We start from the raw sequence: 14478 nt of genomic DNA on the forward strand, positions 1-14478 counted from the left end.
TGCGGGCGCGACCTTAGCTACGTTGCGTCCATTCATGCCGACTTAGTCAAGGCGCGCGTTTTCAATCACGGTTTCCCGAGTCGATGATGAGACGGCGCTTCGTTCGCCTTCGCAAATGTCCATTGAACTACTCGGCAGCAAGACCAACGGCGGTGGCTGGCATCGCTTGAAAACCGGTCAGCGCTTCGAACCTTGCAATCCAGGCACGGACATTCGGGTACGGCGCGAGCGAAATATTCCCTTCTGGCGCATGGGCTGTGTAGGAATAGGCCGCAACATCAGCGATGGTCGGTTGATCACCAACAAGCCAGTCGCGACCGTCCAGCCCAAATTCCAGTTTTTGCATTGCTTTCGCCGCGGTTGCAGCTGCAAAGTCCTCGTCCAGAGGTGCGCCAAACACCGTAATCAACCTTGCAGCACATGAGCCAAATGCAATTTCACCTGCAGCAAGTGTCAGCCATTGCTGAACGTTCGCTTCTCCTACGGCATCACTTGGTATCCAGTCGGGTGCGTATTTGCGGGCTAAGTAAACTAATATTGCGTTTGAGTCAGAAATGACGGCGTCGCCATCTTCCAGCACGGGCACCTGTCCATTCGGGTTCATGGCAAGGAAGTCAGGCGTTTTGTGCTCACCAGCGGCGAGATCTACTAAGACAGCTTCATGGGCAATCCCTGCGAGCTTAGCAAAAACCAAAGCGCGATGCGCGTGACCTGATTTGGGGAAGTGATGAATACGAACCGGGTTTGACATTTAAGGGCTCCTGCTGGGGTTGGTCATTTACCAAAACAGATACGACTTGCACAGTTGCGCGATAATCGTCAATTTTGGAGAAAGTTTAGGCCCTGAGGGGGCGGAATAAGCTATGGATAAGATTGACCGCATGCGAGCCTTTGCGCTTGTCGCAAAGAACGCCTCTTTCACACTTGCCGCACAGCGTATGGGACGATCCGCGCGGCAGGTCAGCAAATACGTCGCGGATCTGGAAGAAGCGCTAGGCGTTCAGCTTCTGAACAGAACCACACGCAGTGTATCCCTGACGGATGTCGGCGCCACGTATCTGGCGATGTGTGAACCACTTCTTGACGGGTTCGACGAGTTGGAAGAAACCGTCAGGAACCAACAAACGGCTTTACACGGTGTCATCCATATCTCGGCTCCGACGGGATTTGGATCGGTGCGGCTCGCGCCTTCTCTTGCGGTATTCGCCGCACAGCATCCGGAAGTTGAAATCGACCTTCGTCTCTCGGATCGAAGGGTGTCAATTATTGACGAAGGTTTGGATCTCGCGATCCGCATCGGACCGATGAGAGACAGTTCACTTAAAGTACGCCAGCTTGGCCCAATGCCTTTGCTAGTCTGTGCATCTCCAGACTATTTGAAGCGCACAGGTATGCCGGCGCATCCGCGTGCACTGGAGACGTATGAGTGCATTTTAGACGGCAACATGACGGATCCTACGATCTGGCGCTTCGATTTAGAAGATCGGGAATTTGCGGTCCATGTTAACGGTCGACTTCGCGCCAATGCACCGGCAGCATCAGCACGGCTGGCAGCCACGGGAATAGGGGTTGCCCGTTGTCCGGCCTACACCGTTTCAGAAGCTCTAAAGACAGGAGAATTGGTCGAGCTCTTCGCCGAGAATCGCGTTACACCCTATGTGGTCGCCGCACTTTTTCCGCAGAATCGCCGACTGACGACCCGCGTGCGCGCCCTTATTGATCATCTTGCAAGCGACACGTCGCTTTGCTCTGACTTAAAGGGGTAATGGTGCAAAACCGGTTAATAAAAACCGTTACGGTGTGCGGCTTCCTTTGAAGCTCCTGCTTCCAGTATATCTTGAACAACTTACGCTTCAGGTTGAGACTTGCCGCCAATGCGACTTGTTGGGACGTCGACAGTAAGCCCAAACTGGAAGCGTCCAAAGAACTGCGCGTGCGCTCGCAGCAATCCCTTCACCGCAAAGCAGATAGAATTCAAGCCGTTTCACAGTGGGAATAGGGGGAGAAGTGTCGTTCAATGCGGTTCACGTCATTAGTGGCAGGGTCGCGGATCAATTGGTCCTCCGATTCAAAGGCATTTACGGTGCTTCCCGTTTTGGCGCCAGCTGAATCAGGATGCGCCTACGGACAATCTCCAGTGTTATTGAATAACAATTCACAGAGAAACTATTCTCGGATTTGGATGTAAGTGTATCGAAGATTACGATCTCTATTTCGGTATTCTCGTTCATTGGAAGGTTGTATTTATGAAGCGAACTGTATTGGTACTAGTTATTTTGATGCTGGCGGGATGCATGTCATCCGCGCCTCCCCCCTCTGCACCCGTCCCAATATCAAGTCGCGTAAGCACCCCAGTCAATTCACAGCAGGCACAAGTAAGATTCCGTCAAGTCGCCTCTCGAGTTGAGCCCGTGGCAGAGCGAGAATGCCGCCGCCGTACAAAAGGTGCGAATTGCGATTTTCTGATCCGAATACATCCTAACAAGCAAGCACCCTCTAACGCGTATCAGAGTTTGAGCAAGTCGGGGCGCCCGGTAATAACAATGACGCAAGCTTTGATAAAAGATGTGAACAACACCGATGAACTTTCATTTGTTATGTCACACGAAGCTGCCCACCATATCCAAGGGCATTTGGCACGCCGTGCTCAAAATGCGGCAGCTGGTGCGATTATTTTTGCTGGTCTAGCAACAATCGCCGGGACTGGACCAAATGACATCGCCGCAGCACAAGACCTTGGAGCCTTTATTGGTGGTCGCAGCTATTCGAAGGACTTCGAATTGGAAGCTGATCGGCTAGGCACGGAGATAACTTACAAAGCAGGCTATGATCCACTCAAAGGTGCGCTCTATTTCGTACAAGTCCCTGATCCTGGTGATCGTTTTCTAGGGACGCATCCTCCCAATGCTCAACGATACTATGCAGTGCAAAACACAGTGGCTCAGATCGGTCGTTGACTAATTTGAGATCAGGTTCTGCACGACCGCAAAGCTTGAGATCGAGCATGCCATGATTCCGCGGCTGCAGAGAATGATCAACCTGACGCACCATGACGCAGCACCGTCATCGCCAATTCACCACAGCTGCCGGCCCTTCAAGTGGTCGGGCTCCTGGAATTGGAGAAACGGGTGCGCTATTACGGATATCGCACTTGGTTGTGGCGAACGGGCTGTTTCAAACGTAAGTAAACAAGGTGCTTTGAATGACGGCTCTTATGACACACGCGATACTTCCGCGATGGCAGCGTTGTCTCCGCGAGCGAATACTGAGTCAGTAACAGCCGCTCCTGCATAGGGCAGCTTTGGTGCGCGTATCGCCACTTCAATCAATCCATGATCTCGCACAAGCACCGAGTGGAAGGTTCGACGGGCCGCGCTGCAGCATTCACATGTCGCGTTAAACGGCAGAATTGGGTCGGCTGTCATTTTTGCAGTTTAGCAATACGTAACAATCGAATTTGGTGGCGTTCATCCTCTCCGTCGCTTCCCTTTCTTGGACCAGCAGGATTTATGCAAACCAAACGCCCTAGACCGTCACGGGGAGGGCACTGCCCTCTCACTCGGGCAACCCTATCGGGCAGGGCCGAGGCCGCACCACCCCTATCGAATAGCCTCACCTCCCCCCGGCGTTCACCACATTGCAGATTAGCTGCGACAAGCTGCATCGCTGTCTGAACTGCAATTCAGCTCTGATTATCCGAAAGGGAAGCCGGATCAAACGAAACTGCCTGCGGTAGTCCTAAATGGTGGGTTTGGATTGAAGTATAATACTAAGGGTCATATTTAGTAGATGTCCGACTTCGAAGTTTCATCTGATTTCGAACATTCACTACAGTGTAGTCCGACTATGACGGTTGGGTAAGATAAGTGTGACCTTCAACAGGAAACTGTTCAACGTCACTGGCCTTAAACTCGATCGATGCCAAAACATAAACAAATCAGTGAATCGCGTCATCCAAATCCGCCACAAACCTCAAGCGTTTCTAACCCAGAACTACTAGTCGGCTTTCTTCTATGCCGCTGCAAGAATCTCAATTAAGCTCACCCACACAATCACGACTAAAAACTGCGCGCTCGCGAACTTTGCTGCTCTACATTTTAAATTGAATAAGCTGTTGTAATGCGTCGATGAACATAAAAGATTGAAATAGAGTTCTCTTGGCTCGGTAGCTTCAGATACCCAGGAGAAACGAGTATGGGGAAAGCAGATATGACAAAACCTACTTCCGCTCAGAAAAAACTCTCGGAACGGTTACCAGTTTATCTATCGTTGGCCTGTATCATATGCAGCTACCTTGTCTCCGCCGCTTCATTGCAAGCTTCTGAGCTTCCCTGGATCAAACTAGATAGAGAGGTTCAGGCGCCATCGGGTGCCAAATCACTCTGCAAAGATTATTCGTGGGCGTGCGCGAATACTCGTACTTCTGGTCTGCCAGAAGCGCGGGAGAAACAGATCGTTAAAGCGATTAACTTGCGCGTCAATCGGAGGATCCGCGCCGTTTCGGATCAAAACCAATACGGGACAAAGGAATACTGGACACTACCAATGCAGGGGTCAGGGGATTGCGAAGATTTCGCTTTGCAAAAGAAGTTTGAACTAATGCAGAACGGCTTGGATCCTACGAAGCTACTTATTGCCACTGTCTTAGACACCAATCGCAGTGGCCATGCAGTTTTAGTTTATCGCTCGAGTGAAGGCGATTTGATTCTGGACAATGTCACCAACAGGATCAAATCGTGGAAGGAAACGAGGTATCTTTTCCTACGAATACAGGACCCAAATCACCCTGATCGTTGGGTACAGGTTTCTAGCGGCTAAAAACAATGTGGCGCGCCCTAGAGACGCGCCACAATAGAATTTTGGTCCTGCGACTACTGGTTGTTTCGCGGCAACCCAAGTATAGGACACCGCTTCAAACTTTGGTCAAGCTTTCGCAGCGTTGTACAAACGCGGAGTCACCAGACCTGTACTGTTCAAACCGCGCATTGCCTTGGCTGCCGCAAGCACTGCCAGATCAGCAATCGGCTCAATGACGATTACCAGCATATAAGCGCCGCCAAAGGACAGAACCGACGCCATGGTTTCTGCGCCGAAACCCTGGCCGTAGAAGGCCCAGAACCCAACCCATGCGACTACTCCTCCCTGATACGTCGCACTTAGGGCAAGAGCTTGGCCATATTTGAGGTCAACATATGCTGTGCCGGGTGCGATGATGCGGCTGGCCAGTGCCTGTAGCGCAAATAGCGGCACCAGCAGAGTGGTCAGGTTGATGAAGTACTGCGGAAGATCGAACGGGGCAAAAAACACACCCTGAATCAGGAGACCAGCTGCCAATCCAAAAGCCGCGGGTGCAGCACCGAGAAGCAGAAACAGCGTCGACCCCAGGATGAAGTGGACTTCAGAGACACCAACCGGGAAATGCGGCAGGACTTCGAAGAAAAGGAAAACCCCAACGGTGGCGAGCACCGAGCGCATAACAAAAGATGCAGGTCCATTCGCACGCAATGTGGAAAACGTTTCTTTCGCTGCGTAAGTAGCCGCACCTGCGGCGGTAACATAGGAAAGCGCGATTTTGGCACCATTCACGATGCCCGGTTCGATATGCATGTTCTTTCTCCCTACCGCCTCACCCGGCGGCTTGTCAGGTTGAATCGACCGTAAGGCCGACAGGTTCAGTCTGGGCATAGCCCGGCGCTTTACGGCAGGTCTCCTGACTCGCGGGTGCTCGCTCCGCCAACCTTCCCGGTTCCATTACAAACCAGTGGTGTCTTGGCATCGCTCTCCGCTCACAGTTGCGGGGGCAGTTACGGAATTGGCGCCATTGAAAACACCGAACCGTATTCCCTTTTAATCCTTTTGGCTTCCGCCATCAGGAACCGAAAACAATTCACCGCTACAATGGCGGCTTCGCCTGTGTCAATTGTCTTTGCGACCTATTCCAATGTAAACTCGACCGAAGCAGGATTCACGCAACCGGTCACTTGATCGACAGGGTAAACCAAGCGTTACCTGAAACCTCTTGAAGCTCTAGCTGCTAGAGGCTTTAAGATTCGGATTAATTCGCGATAGTGCGATCCAAATACGTTAAACTTGTGAACCAGGACGAGACCTATGCTTACAAGGCGCCATTTCATTCAATCCACCACAGCGCTGTTCTCGGCGTCTGCGGCCAGTCCATTGATCGCCAAAACCTGGCCAACCGCATCGCAGAAGACCTATTGGGACAGTCAAGTCACGCCAATTGGTTACGATCCAATGACCTCAAATCCGTGGGGTGTTCATGACCGTTTTTTACCAAGACGCGTCGCGGCAAATGATGGTTTGGTTCCAGGTGACATCCATGTGGATGCCGTCGCGCGCTATCTCTATCATATCGAAGAAGGCGGGACCGCAATGCGCTATGGCGTAGCGATCGCGCGTGGGAATCTTTACGAGCCCGGCACCTATGTTATCCGCCGAAAGGTCGAATGGCCACACTGGACACCAACCGCTTCAATGATCGAGCGCAACCCCGAATACGCGGAATTCCGGAATGGAATGGAGCCCGGGCCGAATAATGCTCTCGGCTCTCGTGCCCTTTATCTATACGTTGGAGACCGAGACACATATCTCAGAATTCACGGCACGCCTGAGCCAAGAAGCATCGGCGGTCGCGCAAGTTCTGGATGTGTGCGAATGATCATGGCTCATATCAATGACCTCTACCCAAACGTGAAAACCGGCTCGACCGCTTTCCTATACTCTGCCGAAGATAGCGTCACAGCCCGCTCATGAATATTGGGCAGCGTACATGGACGTCGCTGCCCTCATTTCGATCAGGCGTCGCGCGCAATGCAGATCGGAGCGCCATTCGTCGCGCGCAATGGTACCAATGTCGTCTCGACGGGTCCGCTGTGCTCATACCAAAAGCAATTGTCTTCGGGCAGGAGGCGCGCTGTGGTCAAATCCTGCGCCGGCCCTGCCAGCGCTACGACCGAATCTGGCACGTTGCCTGGTTCAAATGCTTTGCTTTTGGCCCCAGTGAACTGGGCTGAGCAACCAGCCGTAATCGAGACTAACGTGATGGTAAATGCGATCCGTTTCTGCATTGATCTATTCCAAATTTTTTGCGTCATCTGCAATTAGATTGCATCCACACGGCCGGCCCGCAAGACGAAATGAACTAACAATATCGCAGGCCAAGAACCCGGATGAAAAAAATATAAAAGGTATTGAAGCTCTAGTTACTGTAGGAACTATTTACAAAGGACCATAGAGATTCTTGAGGTCCAATCATGTCATCCGATACCCATAGCCACGACCATGGCCACGAAAACAAACATGGTCACCACGCATGCGGTAGTGGCGGGTGTGGCGACATCGCCCCCGCCGGTCCAATTCCTGAAGGTGGTAGAAGCTTTCAGGTCTCTGGCCTTGATTGCGCCGAAGAGGTGGCGATCCTGAACCGTGTCGTCGGCCCGAAAGCAGGTGGTGAAGAGCATCTCGCATTTGATGTGATCAACGGTCGGATGACGCTTCTTGAAAGTGCTTCCAAGTTATCTGACGAAGATGTCATGATGCTGGTTGCCAGTACTGGTATGACCGCCAAACCATGGGATGACGGAAATGCCGCCCAGGACCAGGCGGCGCATATTGCACGTCAGCGGCGGTTCACCACTCTTAGCGGAGGGTTTTGGGCAGCGGGTTTTGGCTGGCACATTTTCGAAACCGGCATGGGCGGTGCGCTCGGGCTGTTCTCGGGACATGGTGAGGTTCCGATGCCTTTGCCCGAGGCAGCTTTGTTCGCGGTCGCGATCTTGTTTGGCGTCTGGCTGGTGGCCCCTAAGGCCTGGTCTTCGGCGCGTCGACTTTCGCCGGATATGAACCTTTTGATGGTTGTTGCCGTCGCTGGTGCCATCGCTCTGGGTGAGTTTTTTGAAGCCGCAACTGTAGCATTTTTCTTCTCGCTCTCTCTTTATCTGGAAAGCTGGAGTGTCGGACGTGCTCGGAACGCGGTATCCGCACTGCTTGATCTGGCCCCCCCGACGGTTCGGCTGGTTCGTGCTGACGGTTCTGAGGCAACGGTCCCGGCGGCGGATGTCTTTGTCGGTGACAGCTTCATCGTTCGGGGTGGGGATCGCATTCCACTTGACGGGGAAGTCATCGAAGGAGCTGGTGCCGTTGACCAGGCTCCAATCACAGGTGAAAGCGCGCTGATTCCCAAAGAGCTGGGTGATGAGGTCTATGCCGGCACAATCAATGGTGAAGGCACCCTCAAAATACGTGCGACGAAAACAGCGTCCGATACCGTGCTTGCCAAGATCATCCGGATGGTCGGTGATGCTCATGCTCGCCGTGCGCCGGTTGAGCAGTGGGTTACAAAATTTGCGCGGATCTATACGCCCATCGTTATGGTCGTCGCAGTGGCTATCGCCCTGATCCCACCGCTTACATTTGGCGCATCGTGGGGCTTCTGGTTTTACAACGCACTTGTTCTGCTGGTTATCGCCTGCCCCTGTGCGCTCGTCATTTCCACACCGGTTTCAATCGTTGCGGCTTTGACCTCTTCGGCCCGGGCTGGGGTTCTGATTAAGGGCGGCGCATATATCGAGGCCCCCGGGCGTACCACCGCACTGGCCATGGACAAGACAGGCACGATCACCATGGGCGAGCCTGAAGTGGCCAATGTCTATCCGCTGGGCGCCGCATCCGAGCAAGAGCTGTTGGCGAACGCTGCAAGCCTCGAGGTTCGGTCTTCACACCCGCTGGCCCGCGCCATTTTGACCCGGGCAGAACAGACCGACATTTCGATATCGGCGGCTGAAGACATCCGAACCGTTCCCGGTCGTGGTCTGGAAGGCCGTACCGAGCGTGGAGATATCTGGCTTGGCTCCGACCGCTTCGCTGTAGAGAAAGGCTTTGGCGCGTCCATCCCTGCCGAGTTGCGCAACCAAATCGAAAACGCGGGAAGCACACTTGTTGTTGTCGGGGATGAGAACGGGTTAACCGGTTTGCTTGAGCTGCGGGACCGCATTCGCCCCGAAGCCAAGAACATCGTTGCCCGGCTTCACGCGCAGGGCGTGAAGTCAATCATCATGCTGACTGGTGACAACGAACAAACAGCGAGAGCGGTAGCAGCCGAAGTCGGCATCGACGAAGTCCGGGCCCAACTTCTGCCGGAGGACAAAGTCGCTGCGATTGAGGAACTGGCAGAACAGCACGAGATGGTTGCGATGATCGGCGATGGCGTCAACGACGCGCCTGCGATGGCTCGGGCACATTATGCAGTTGCGATGGGTGCAGTTGGATCTGATGCTGCTATTGAGACTGCAGACATTGCTCTGATGACTGATGACATCGGCAAAGTACCCTGGCTGATCGATCATTCACGTCGAACCATGTCGATCATCCGTCAGAACATCGGCTTCTCACTTGCGACCAAAGCACTGTTTGTGACCCTTACCGGTTTTGGATTGGCATCAATGTGGGGTGCAATCGCCGCAGATGTCGGAGTGTCCTTGCTGGTCGTGGCTAACGCCTTGCGGCTTCTGAAAGCCTCGGAGGGTAACATACACTCAACAGGAACAGAAACCGTTGGAACGCCAGGTGAAAATGCTGAATTGGCGCATGGGCAGTAATCAGGCGCGCGGAACCTAAGATCGCGTGTGCTGTGGGATGCCCATTGAAATCAGCATCCCACAGCCGATTTTCGCAATTTATCACTGTGGCGTGGTGCCCGATATATCAATCAGTCCTGGGCTTTGAGTGGCATTTCATCCTGAAGATGAGGGACATTGACACTGATCAGGTTTCCCGGCGCCGCACTTTAATCAGTCAACTTCATCCTGAATGTGGGGGGTTAGTTTGGATCGCCCCACTGCTCCACCCTCTGCTACTGCCAGATCCATTGTCATCATCCTGTAATCACCGCGCATCCATGAAGAAAACAAGTTCTTGTAGAACCGCGAAAGCGGGTGTCCCGACTGCCCGGATGGTGTCAGAAAAAAGAAGCCTTTGTCTTCTGAAACAGACATGACGGCCTGAAAATTCGTGCCGATATTTGTTGCAAACGGTTTTTCGTCAGACATCCCGAATTGAAACGAGAGCAATGAATAAGGTCCTCCGGACTTCGGTTCCCGCACAGATAACAACCCATTGAGGAATCCGGCTGGGCTAACCGCAGACCAATCCAGATTCACAATGTGTTCAGCTCCCCAGCTCCACGAAGAAAGGTCGGGACCGTAGCGCTCGGTTATCCAGACGAGCGCATCGTCGAGTGCGAGAACGATCCACTCGTCGCAGGTTTCGACACGAGTTGAGGTGCGATTGTCACACCAGATCGCGGCCTCGTCTCTATTTGAAAGAACCGCGGCAAGAAAATATGGATTCGGATTGGTCCACAAATCACGCGCCGCAGGAAATTCATCCTGTAGAAATCGGCGTTGCAAAGCACGCGCCCATGCCCAGAATATCAATGGCTCCGGCGAAAAACGATCCATTTCACCGTTCCATTCAGCCAAGCGGTTCAAGGCATCCTGTCGGACTCCATCGAGCGGGTCGTCGGTTGCGGGATCATGGGTGCAGAACGCCACAAGTCCGCTGCCATCAGAGGCAACAAGCTACGCGCTGCTGAACTAACGGTATCTTGTTGTACCGCCATAACACCATCAACTGAAAAAACGCGTTGGCGCGCATCAAGTTCTTTGAGCCTTTGCTGCCGAAGCAAGATTGTATCTTCATCGGAGATGCCCGGCCAGGTCATGACGTCTTCTTTGTCAATAACGACGGTCTCCAACCCGAACAGAGGCATTTCAGAGATCAACTTCACGGCGTCTTTTGCGGTGACTACCTGTGTCAGTCGGTAAAGAGTTTTCAAAAAGATATCGCTATCTACCCATTCGGATGTGCCGTTTTGCAATTCAGGTTGCCTGGCATTTGAGTCCAAGGCCCAAGCAACGTCATTTGAACGACCCAGAACAACGAACGGAACGCCGGGCAAAGTCACCCCTGCTACTGCCCCCGAGGGAAATTGAAGATCAGCCATGTACCAGGTTGATGGGAGCGAAAGCGGCCCGCTAGTCTCGACCGCGAGAATTGGGGAATTGGAAACCGTTCGTTCACTGGTCAATGCCCAGGCACCCAGCCGAGCTTTTGGCGTGCTCTTGAGCAATCCAGGTGTTTTCGGTCTGTCGCCTGGAATTGACGCGCCGCCACTCTCGGCCTGCCGCAGATTGCCTAAGAATTGTTGAGTTATTCTGAGACTATCCTCTGGCCGCCAGGCCATGATGGTCTTTTCATCGTACAACAACAGTTCTGGTGCCCCCCGGCCACGCCGGTCTTTTGACACCTCCCCGATCCAGGCATTGACGCCAGCTGCATAGGCAATCAGCATTTCGGACAAAACTGGATCCATATCGCGATATCGCGGAACCGGCACTTTGCCCGAAGCGGACCGCCGTTCCCTTAACATCTGACCCAATCGATCCTGCGCATGAACGAAACCAAGTGCGAAATAGGCATCGGATGGGGATGAAGCCGAGATATGTGGGATCGCCATAGAGTCCCTCAGGACGTCCACAGAATCTTTCAAACCCTCTAACCTAAAATCTTCCTCATAGTCCGGAAGAGAAGCCAGCATGAGATATGTAGCCGTGCCGAAACAGATGGTAGCGATGAACAGGGCTGCAAGAACCAACCCAAGCACAATCCTGAGCAGCGCTTTCAATTTCAACCACCATTCGGATAAGCCTAGGAAATCAGACGCACAACTGCGATCGACAGAAAGAACGCAATCAGGCCACAAACGATGGCGTATCCTGCAGCATACTGAAGAATATCAAGGCTGTTGCCATTCCGGCGCTTTGCCAGGACCCCACCCCAAACGGCGCCAACCAAGGCACCCGCGATTGCCATCATTTTATATCCTCTGATTTTGTTCATTTGCGGTGCAGTTCACTTCAGGCGTTCAAACCGTCAAACTGATAGCCGCGCGCCTGAAGGCGTTCCGAATAAACTCTCACGAGTTAGCTTCGCGTTTCTTTGCGGTGAGATCGCCCAGCTGCTTCTCAAGCTGTGCCCGTGCACTACTTAATCGCTTTTGCGCTGCTTCGTTTTCTACCTTGTCATTCGCAGCGGCAGCAAGTCGATCGTCAGATAGCGGGTCCGTCGGACGCCCGTCGACCAATACCTCATAATGAAGATTTGGGCCGGTCGCGGTGCCGGTCGACCCGACACGACCAACCACCTGGCCCGCCTCCACGCGCTGACCTTTGGTCAGACCATCGGCGGTTGCGCTAAGATGCGTGTATCGCGTAACCGTGTCCGATCCATGAGCGATTTCGACCACACGCCCATACCCCCCGCGCCAACCAATATAAGACACGCGGCCCGGGGCCGTCGCATGCACCGGAGTACCACGTGCGGCAGCAAAATCGACACCTGTATGCATCCGAACATTTCCGTAGACCGGATGTTTCCGCCGACCAAAGACAGAACTCAGGCGCGCGCCCTCAACTGGTTGCGAGAAGACGCGAAGAAGCTCACCATCGACATAGATTGTGGCGCGGCCATTTTCGGCGTCTGGCCATGCTATTTCGTAAAGTTGGTCATCCACTTCCAACGCTGCAAAAATGAGCTCGGACTGGCCTACCTTCTTGCCATCAATGCTCTTTTCACGCCAGAGAAGACGGAGAGCTTCACCACCTGTCAGGTCCCTCCGAAAATCCACTGTCCCGCTCAGCATCTGAGCGAGATCCACCGCAAAACGAACCGGGATATTTGCGCTGCTCAGAGCATTTGAGATCGAAGTTTCGATCTCTGTTTTGCGGGCCAGAATGACAGTGTCGGGTTCCGGTGAGACCACGCGCGTGGACAACGTCTCGTTAAGTGTCACTTCAATTCTCACGCCATCTTCCACGGCGAGCTCCACACTCCGCAGTTGATCCGCTGCCGTTGCAACGACTGTTATCGAGTGACCCGGCCGCAAGCGCCGCAAGTCGTATTCAGCGCCAAGTGCAATTGCGATTTCGGCGCGATCGGTTGCGTCGATCCCCGCGTCAGACAGCATACTGTCGAGTGTGTCACCCACCGCAAGCTCGCGCGTCCATGTTCGTGAAGGTGGTTCAACAGGTGGCAAAGGTTCCTCTGCCTGAATGGGTTCCGGTTGAGCAGGTCGAAACGAAACGGCGCTTGGAGCGAGTTCTGCTGATGGTACGTTCAGCAACGGAGCCGATGTGATCTGCGGTTCCGCAGGAAGCTTGGGCACCGGAAAGACCGTGGGCGCAGGCGCCGTCACTTCAGACCGGTTCGAGGCAATGAACACGATCGAAGCAATTGAGACGCTGCTGATCGCGATTGCCGAGGTTGCTAGAAACCGTGCGTTCATGATGTTTTATCCGCTCCACTTTTCAAAGCACGACGGATCTTGGGCACAGCGAGTTCTCTCTGCTCATGATAGTCGATGGTGCTGACAAATTCGCCTGTGGGGCTAAACAGAAATACACTTGCAGTGTGGTTCATTGTGTAGTCGCCATCTTCCATTGGAACTTTTTCATAAGTGGCGCGAAAATCGTCTGCGGCCTGAGCGATTTGGTCCGAAACGCCGACCCACCCTCGGACAGCGGGATGAAAGTAGCTGACATAGTCGGCCATAGATTCGACTGTGTCTCTTTCAGGGTCTACGGTTATGAACACGACGTTCAATTCATCCGCGTCATTGCCCAGATCATCCAGCCAGAGGGAAATATCCGAAAGTGTCGTCGGGCAAACATCCGGGCAGTAGGTAAAGCCGAAGAACACCATTGTTGCACGTCCGACGAGCGATTGCGGGGTGACGGTGGTCCCTTCATGATCAACCATGCGAAAGTTCATGTCTGACAACGCAAGGGGACGAAGGCGATCAGATTGAGCCGCTCCCGGCCCATCCACTTGCCACCATCCGGCAAAGAGTGTCAGGCCGATTACACCAAGTCCAGCAGCCCCGAATTTGAGAACGCGTCGCCGCTGCATCAGTTCTCGGGGCCTCGCGCAGCAATACCAAATATCGGCACGTTGACGGTCTTTTCTGTGTCATCGGCAAAAATCAGAGTCAGCGTAAAGCTCTCGCCTTCGGTCATAGGGCGTTGCAGCCGCATGAGCATTGCGTGGAGCCCGCCCGGCTCAAGCGCTACGGAACCGCCCGGCGCAATTTCCAGCTCGCCAGCTGGTGCCATGGAACTGACGCCCTCTGCATTGGTCGATGTCTGATGGATCTCGGGCATCATCGCAAGATCGGTGCGGATAGACGTCAGCGTGACGGCCTCATTGCCGGTGTTGCTGATCGTCATGTAAGCGACGCCAGGTCGGTTGGTGCCAATTGAAGCGCGCGACCAGGCATCTTCAACGACAACATCGCCGCCCCCTGCCAGTGCAGGTGCCGATAGATTGGCAGTGGTGCCGAATGCGGCAAGCACACCTGCCAGAAGTGTATTTTTTGCGGTGAGTCTCATGGTACCTCTCGCT

At 53.7% G+C, this 14478-nt stretch carries 14 protein-coding genes and 1 riboswitch; of the genes, 5 read left to right on the forward strand and 9 right to left on the reverse strand.

Going from position 1 to position 14478, the window contains the following annotated elements:
• Positions 1-127 precede the first annotated feature (127 nt).
• The gene (locus tag ACR0JG_RS03555) at positions 128-751 is read right to left on the reverse strand and encodes a glutathione S-transferase family protein (RefSeq protein WP_480567544.1); all 624 of its coding nucleotides are present in this window, start codon (positions 749-751) and stop codon (positions 128-130) included.
• Positions 752-863: 112 nt separating this feature from the next.
• On the opposite strand from ACR0JG_RS03555, the gene ACR0JG_RS03560 reads away from it, so the two are divergent.
• The 3 genes from ACR0JG_RS03560 to ACR0JG_RS03570 all read left to right on the forward strand — a co-directional run bounded on the left by ACR0JG_RS03560 (position 864) and on the right by ACR0JG_RS03570 (position 4818).
• The gene (locus tag ACR0JG_RS03560) at positions 864-1766 is read left to right on the forward strand and encodes a LysR family transcriptional regulator (protein ID WP_480567546.1); all 903 of its coding nucleotides are present in this window, start codon (positions 864-866) and stop codon (positions 1764-1766) included.
• 528 nt (positions 1767-2294) lie between these two features.
• Positions 2295-2957: a M48 family metalloprotease gene (locus ACR0JG_RS03565; protein ID WP_480569010.1), complete on the forward strand. Its 663-nt coding sequence runs from the start codon at positions 2295-2297 to the stop codon at positions 2955-2957.
• Between the two features lie 1237 nt (positions 2958-4194).
• Positions 4195-4818 carry a transglutaminase-like cysteine peptidase gene (locus tag ACR0JG_RS03570; RefSeq protein WP_480567547.1) on the forward strand — a complete coding sequence of 208 codons (624 nt, stop codon included), beginning with the start codon at positions 4195-4197 and terminating at the stop codon, positions 4816-4818.
• A 105-nt stretch (positions 4819-4923) separates the two neighbouring features.
• On the opposite strand, the gene ACR0JG_RS03575 is transcribed toward ACR0JG_RS03570, so the two are convergent.
• A complete protein-coding gene (locus ACR0JG_RS03575) occupies positions 4924-5607 on the reverse strand; it encodes an energy-coupling factor ABC transporter permease (protein WP_170392744.1) in 684 nt (227 codons plus the stop codon).
• A 76-nt stretch (positions 5608-5683) separates the two neighbouring features.
• Positions 5684-5896: riboswitch (cobalamin riboswitch) on the reverse strand.
• 215 nt (positions 5897-6111) lie between these two features.
• On the opposite strand from ACR0JG_RS03575, the gene ACR0JG_RS03580 reads away from it, so the two are divergent.
• Positions 6112-6774: a L,D-transpeptidase gene (locus ACR0JG_RS03580; protein WP_170402530.1), complete on the forward strand. Its 663-nt coding sequence runs from the start codon at positions 6112-6114 to the stop codon at positions 6772-6774.
• Positions 6775-6815: 41 nt separating this feature from the next.
• Here ACR0JG_RS03580 and ACR0JG_RS03585 read toward each other — a convergent pair whose 3' ends face one another.
• Positions 6816-7088 carry a hypothetical protein gene (locus ACR0JG_RS03585; protein WP_480567548.1) on the reverse strand — a complete coding sequence of 91 codons (273 nt, stop codon included), beginning with the start codon at positions 7086-7088 and terminating at the stop codon, positions 6816-6818.
• Between the two features lie 186 nt (positions 7089-7274).
• Here ACR0JG_RS03585 and ACR0JG_RS03590 point away from each other — a divergent pair, with 186 nt between their 5' ends.
• A complete protein-coding gene (locus ACR0JG_RS03590; protein ID WP_480567549.1) occupies positions 7275-9617 on the forward strand; it encodes a heavy metal translocating P-type ATPase in 2343 nt (780 codons plus the stop codon).
• A 192-nt stretch (positions 9618-9809) separates the two neighbouring features.
• On the opposite strand, the gene ACR0JG_RS03595 is transcribed toward ACR0JG_RS03590, so the two are convergent.
• The 6 genes from ACR0JG_RS03595 to ACR0JG_RS03620 form a co-directional block, all read right to left on the reverse strand.
• On the reverse strand, positions 9810-10478 hold the full coding sequence (locus ACR0JG_RS03595) for a penicillin acylase family protein (RefSeq protein ID WP_480567550.1): 669 nt from the start codon (positions 10476-10478) through the stop codon (positions 9810-9812).
• 26 nt (positions 10479-10504) lie between these two features.
• On the reverse strand, positions 10505-11704 hold the full coding sequence (locus ACR0JG_RS03600; protein WP_480567551.1) for a penicillin acylase family protein: 1200 nt from the start codon (positions 11702-11704) through the stop codon (positions 10505-10507).
• Between the two features lie 23 nt (positions 11705-11727).
• A complete protein-coding gene (locus ACR0JG_RS03605) occupies positions 11728-11919 on the reverse strand; it encodes a hypothetical protein (protein WP_480567552.1) in 192 nt (63 codons plus the stop codon).
• 76 nt (positions 11920-11995) lie between these two features.
• Entirely contained in the window at positions 11996-13363 is a 1368-nt protein-coding gene (locus ACR0JG_RS03610) for a peptidoglycan DD-metalloendopeptidase family protein (protein ID WP_480567553.1), read from the reverse strand.
• Positions 13360-13986, reverse strand: coding sequence for an SCO family protein (locus ACR0JG_RS03615; RefSeq protein WP_480567554.1), 627 nt, complete (start codon positions 13984-13986; stop codon positions 13360-13362). Before ACR0JG_RS03615 ends, ACR0JG_RS03610 begins: the two co-directional genes overlap by 4 nt.
• Complete coding sequence (locus ACR0JG_RS03620; RefSeq protein ID WP_480567555.1) at positions 13986-14465, reverse strand: copper chaperone PCu(A)C; 480 nt, start codon at positions 14463-14465, stop codon at positions 13986-13988. Before ACR0JG_RS03620 ends, ACR0JG_RS03615 begins: the two co-directional genes overlap by 1 nt.
• Positions 14466-14478 lie beyond the last annotated feature (13 nt).

The sequence above is a fragment of the Ruegeria sp. AD5 genome, assembly GCF_056542345.1.

Excerpts from the sequence above, each read along its gene's own strand:
- ACR0JG_RS03555 (WP_480567544.1), bottom strand. The coding sequence starts at position 751 with ATGTCAAACCCGGTTCGTATTCATCACTTCCCCAAATCAGGTCACGCG.
- ACR0JG_RS03560 (WP_480567546.1), top strand. The coding sequence starts at position 864 with ATGGATAAGATTGACCGCATGCGAGCCTTTGCGCTTGTCGCAAAGAAC.
- ACR0JG_RS03565 (WP_480569010.1), top strand. The coding sequence starts at position 2,295 with ATGTCATCCGCGCCTCCCCCCTCTGCACCCGTCCCAATATCAAGTCGC.
- ACR0JG_RS03570 (WP_480567547.1), top strand. The coding sequence starts at position 4,195 with ATGGGGAAAGCAGATATGACAAAACCTACTTCCGCTCAGAAAAAACTC.
- ACR0JG_RS03575 (WP_170392744.1), bottom strand. The coding sequence starts at position 5,607 with ATGCATATCGAACCGGGCATCGTGAATGGTGCCAAAATCGCGCTTTCC.
- ACR0JG_RS03580 (WP_170402530.1), top strand. The coding sequence starts at position 6,112 with ATGCTTACAAGGCGCCATTTCATTCAATCCACCACAGCGCTGTTCTCG.
- ACR0JG_RS03585 (WP_480567548.1), bottom strand. The coding sequence starts at position 7,088 with ATGCAGAAACGGATCGCATTTACCATCACGTTAGTCTCGATTACGGCT.
- ACR0JG_RS03590 (WP_480567549.1), top strand. The coding sequence starts at position 7,275 with ATGTCATCCGATACCCATAGCCACGACCATGGCCACGAAAACAAACAT.
- ACR0JG_RS03595 (WP_480567550.1), bottom strand. The coding sequence starts at position 10,478 with ATGGATCGTTTTTCGCCGGAGCCATTGATATTCTGGGCATGGGCGCGT.
- ACR0JG_RS03605 (WP_480567552.1), bottom strand. The coding sequence starts at position 11,919 with ATGAACAAAATCAGAGGATATAAAATGATGGCAATCGCGGGTGCCTTG.
- ACR0JG_RS03610 (WP_480567553.1), bottom strand. The coding sequence starts at position 13,363 with ATGAACGCACGGTTTCTAGCAACCTCGGCAATCGCGATCAGCAGCGTC.
- ACR0JG_RS03615 (WP_480567554.1), bottom strand. The coding sequence starts at position 13,986 with ATGCAGCGGCGACGCGTTCTCAAATTCGGGGCTGCTGGACTTGGTGTA.
- ACR0JG_RS03620 (WP_480567555.1), bottom strand. The coding sequence starts at position 14,465 with ATGAGACTCACCGCAAAAAATACACTTCTGGCAGGTGTGCTTGCCGCA.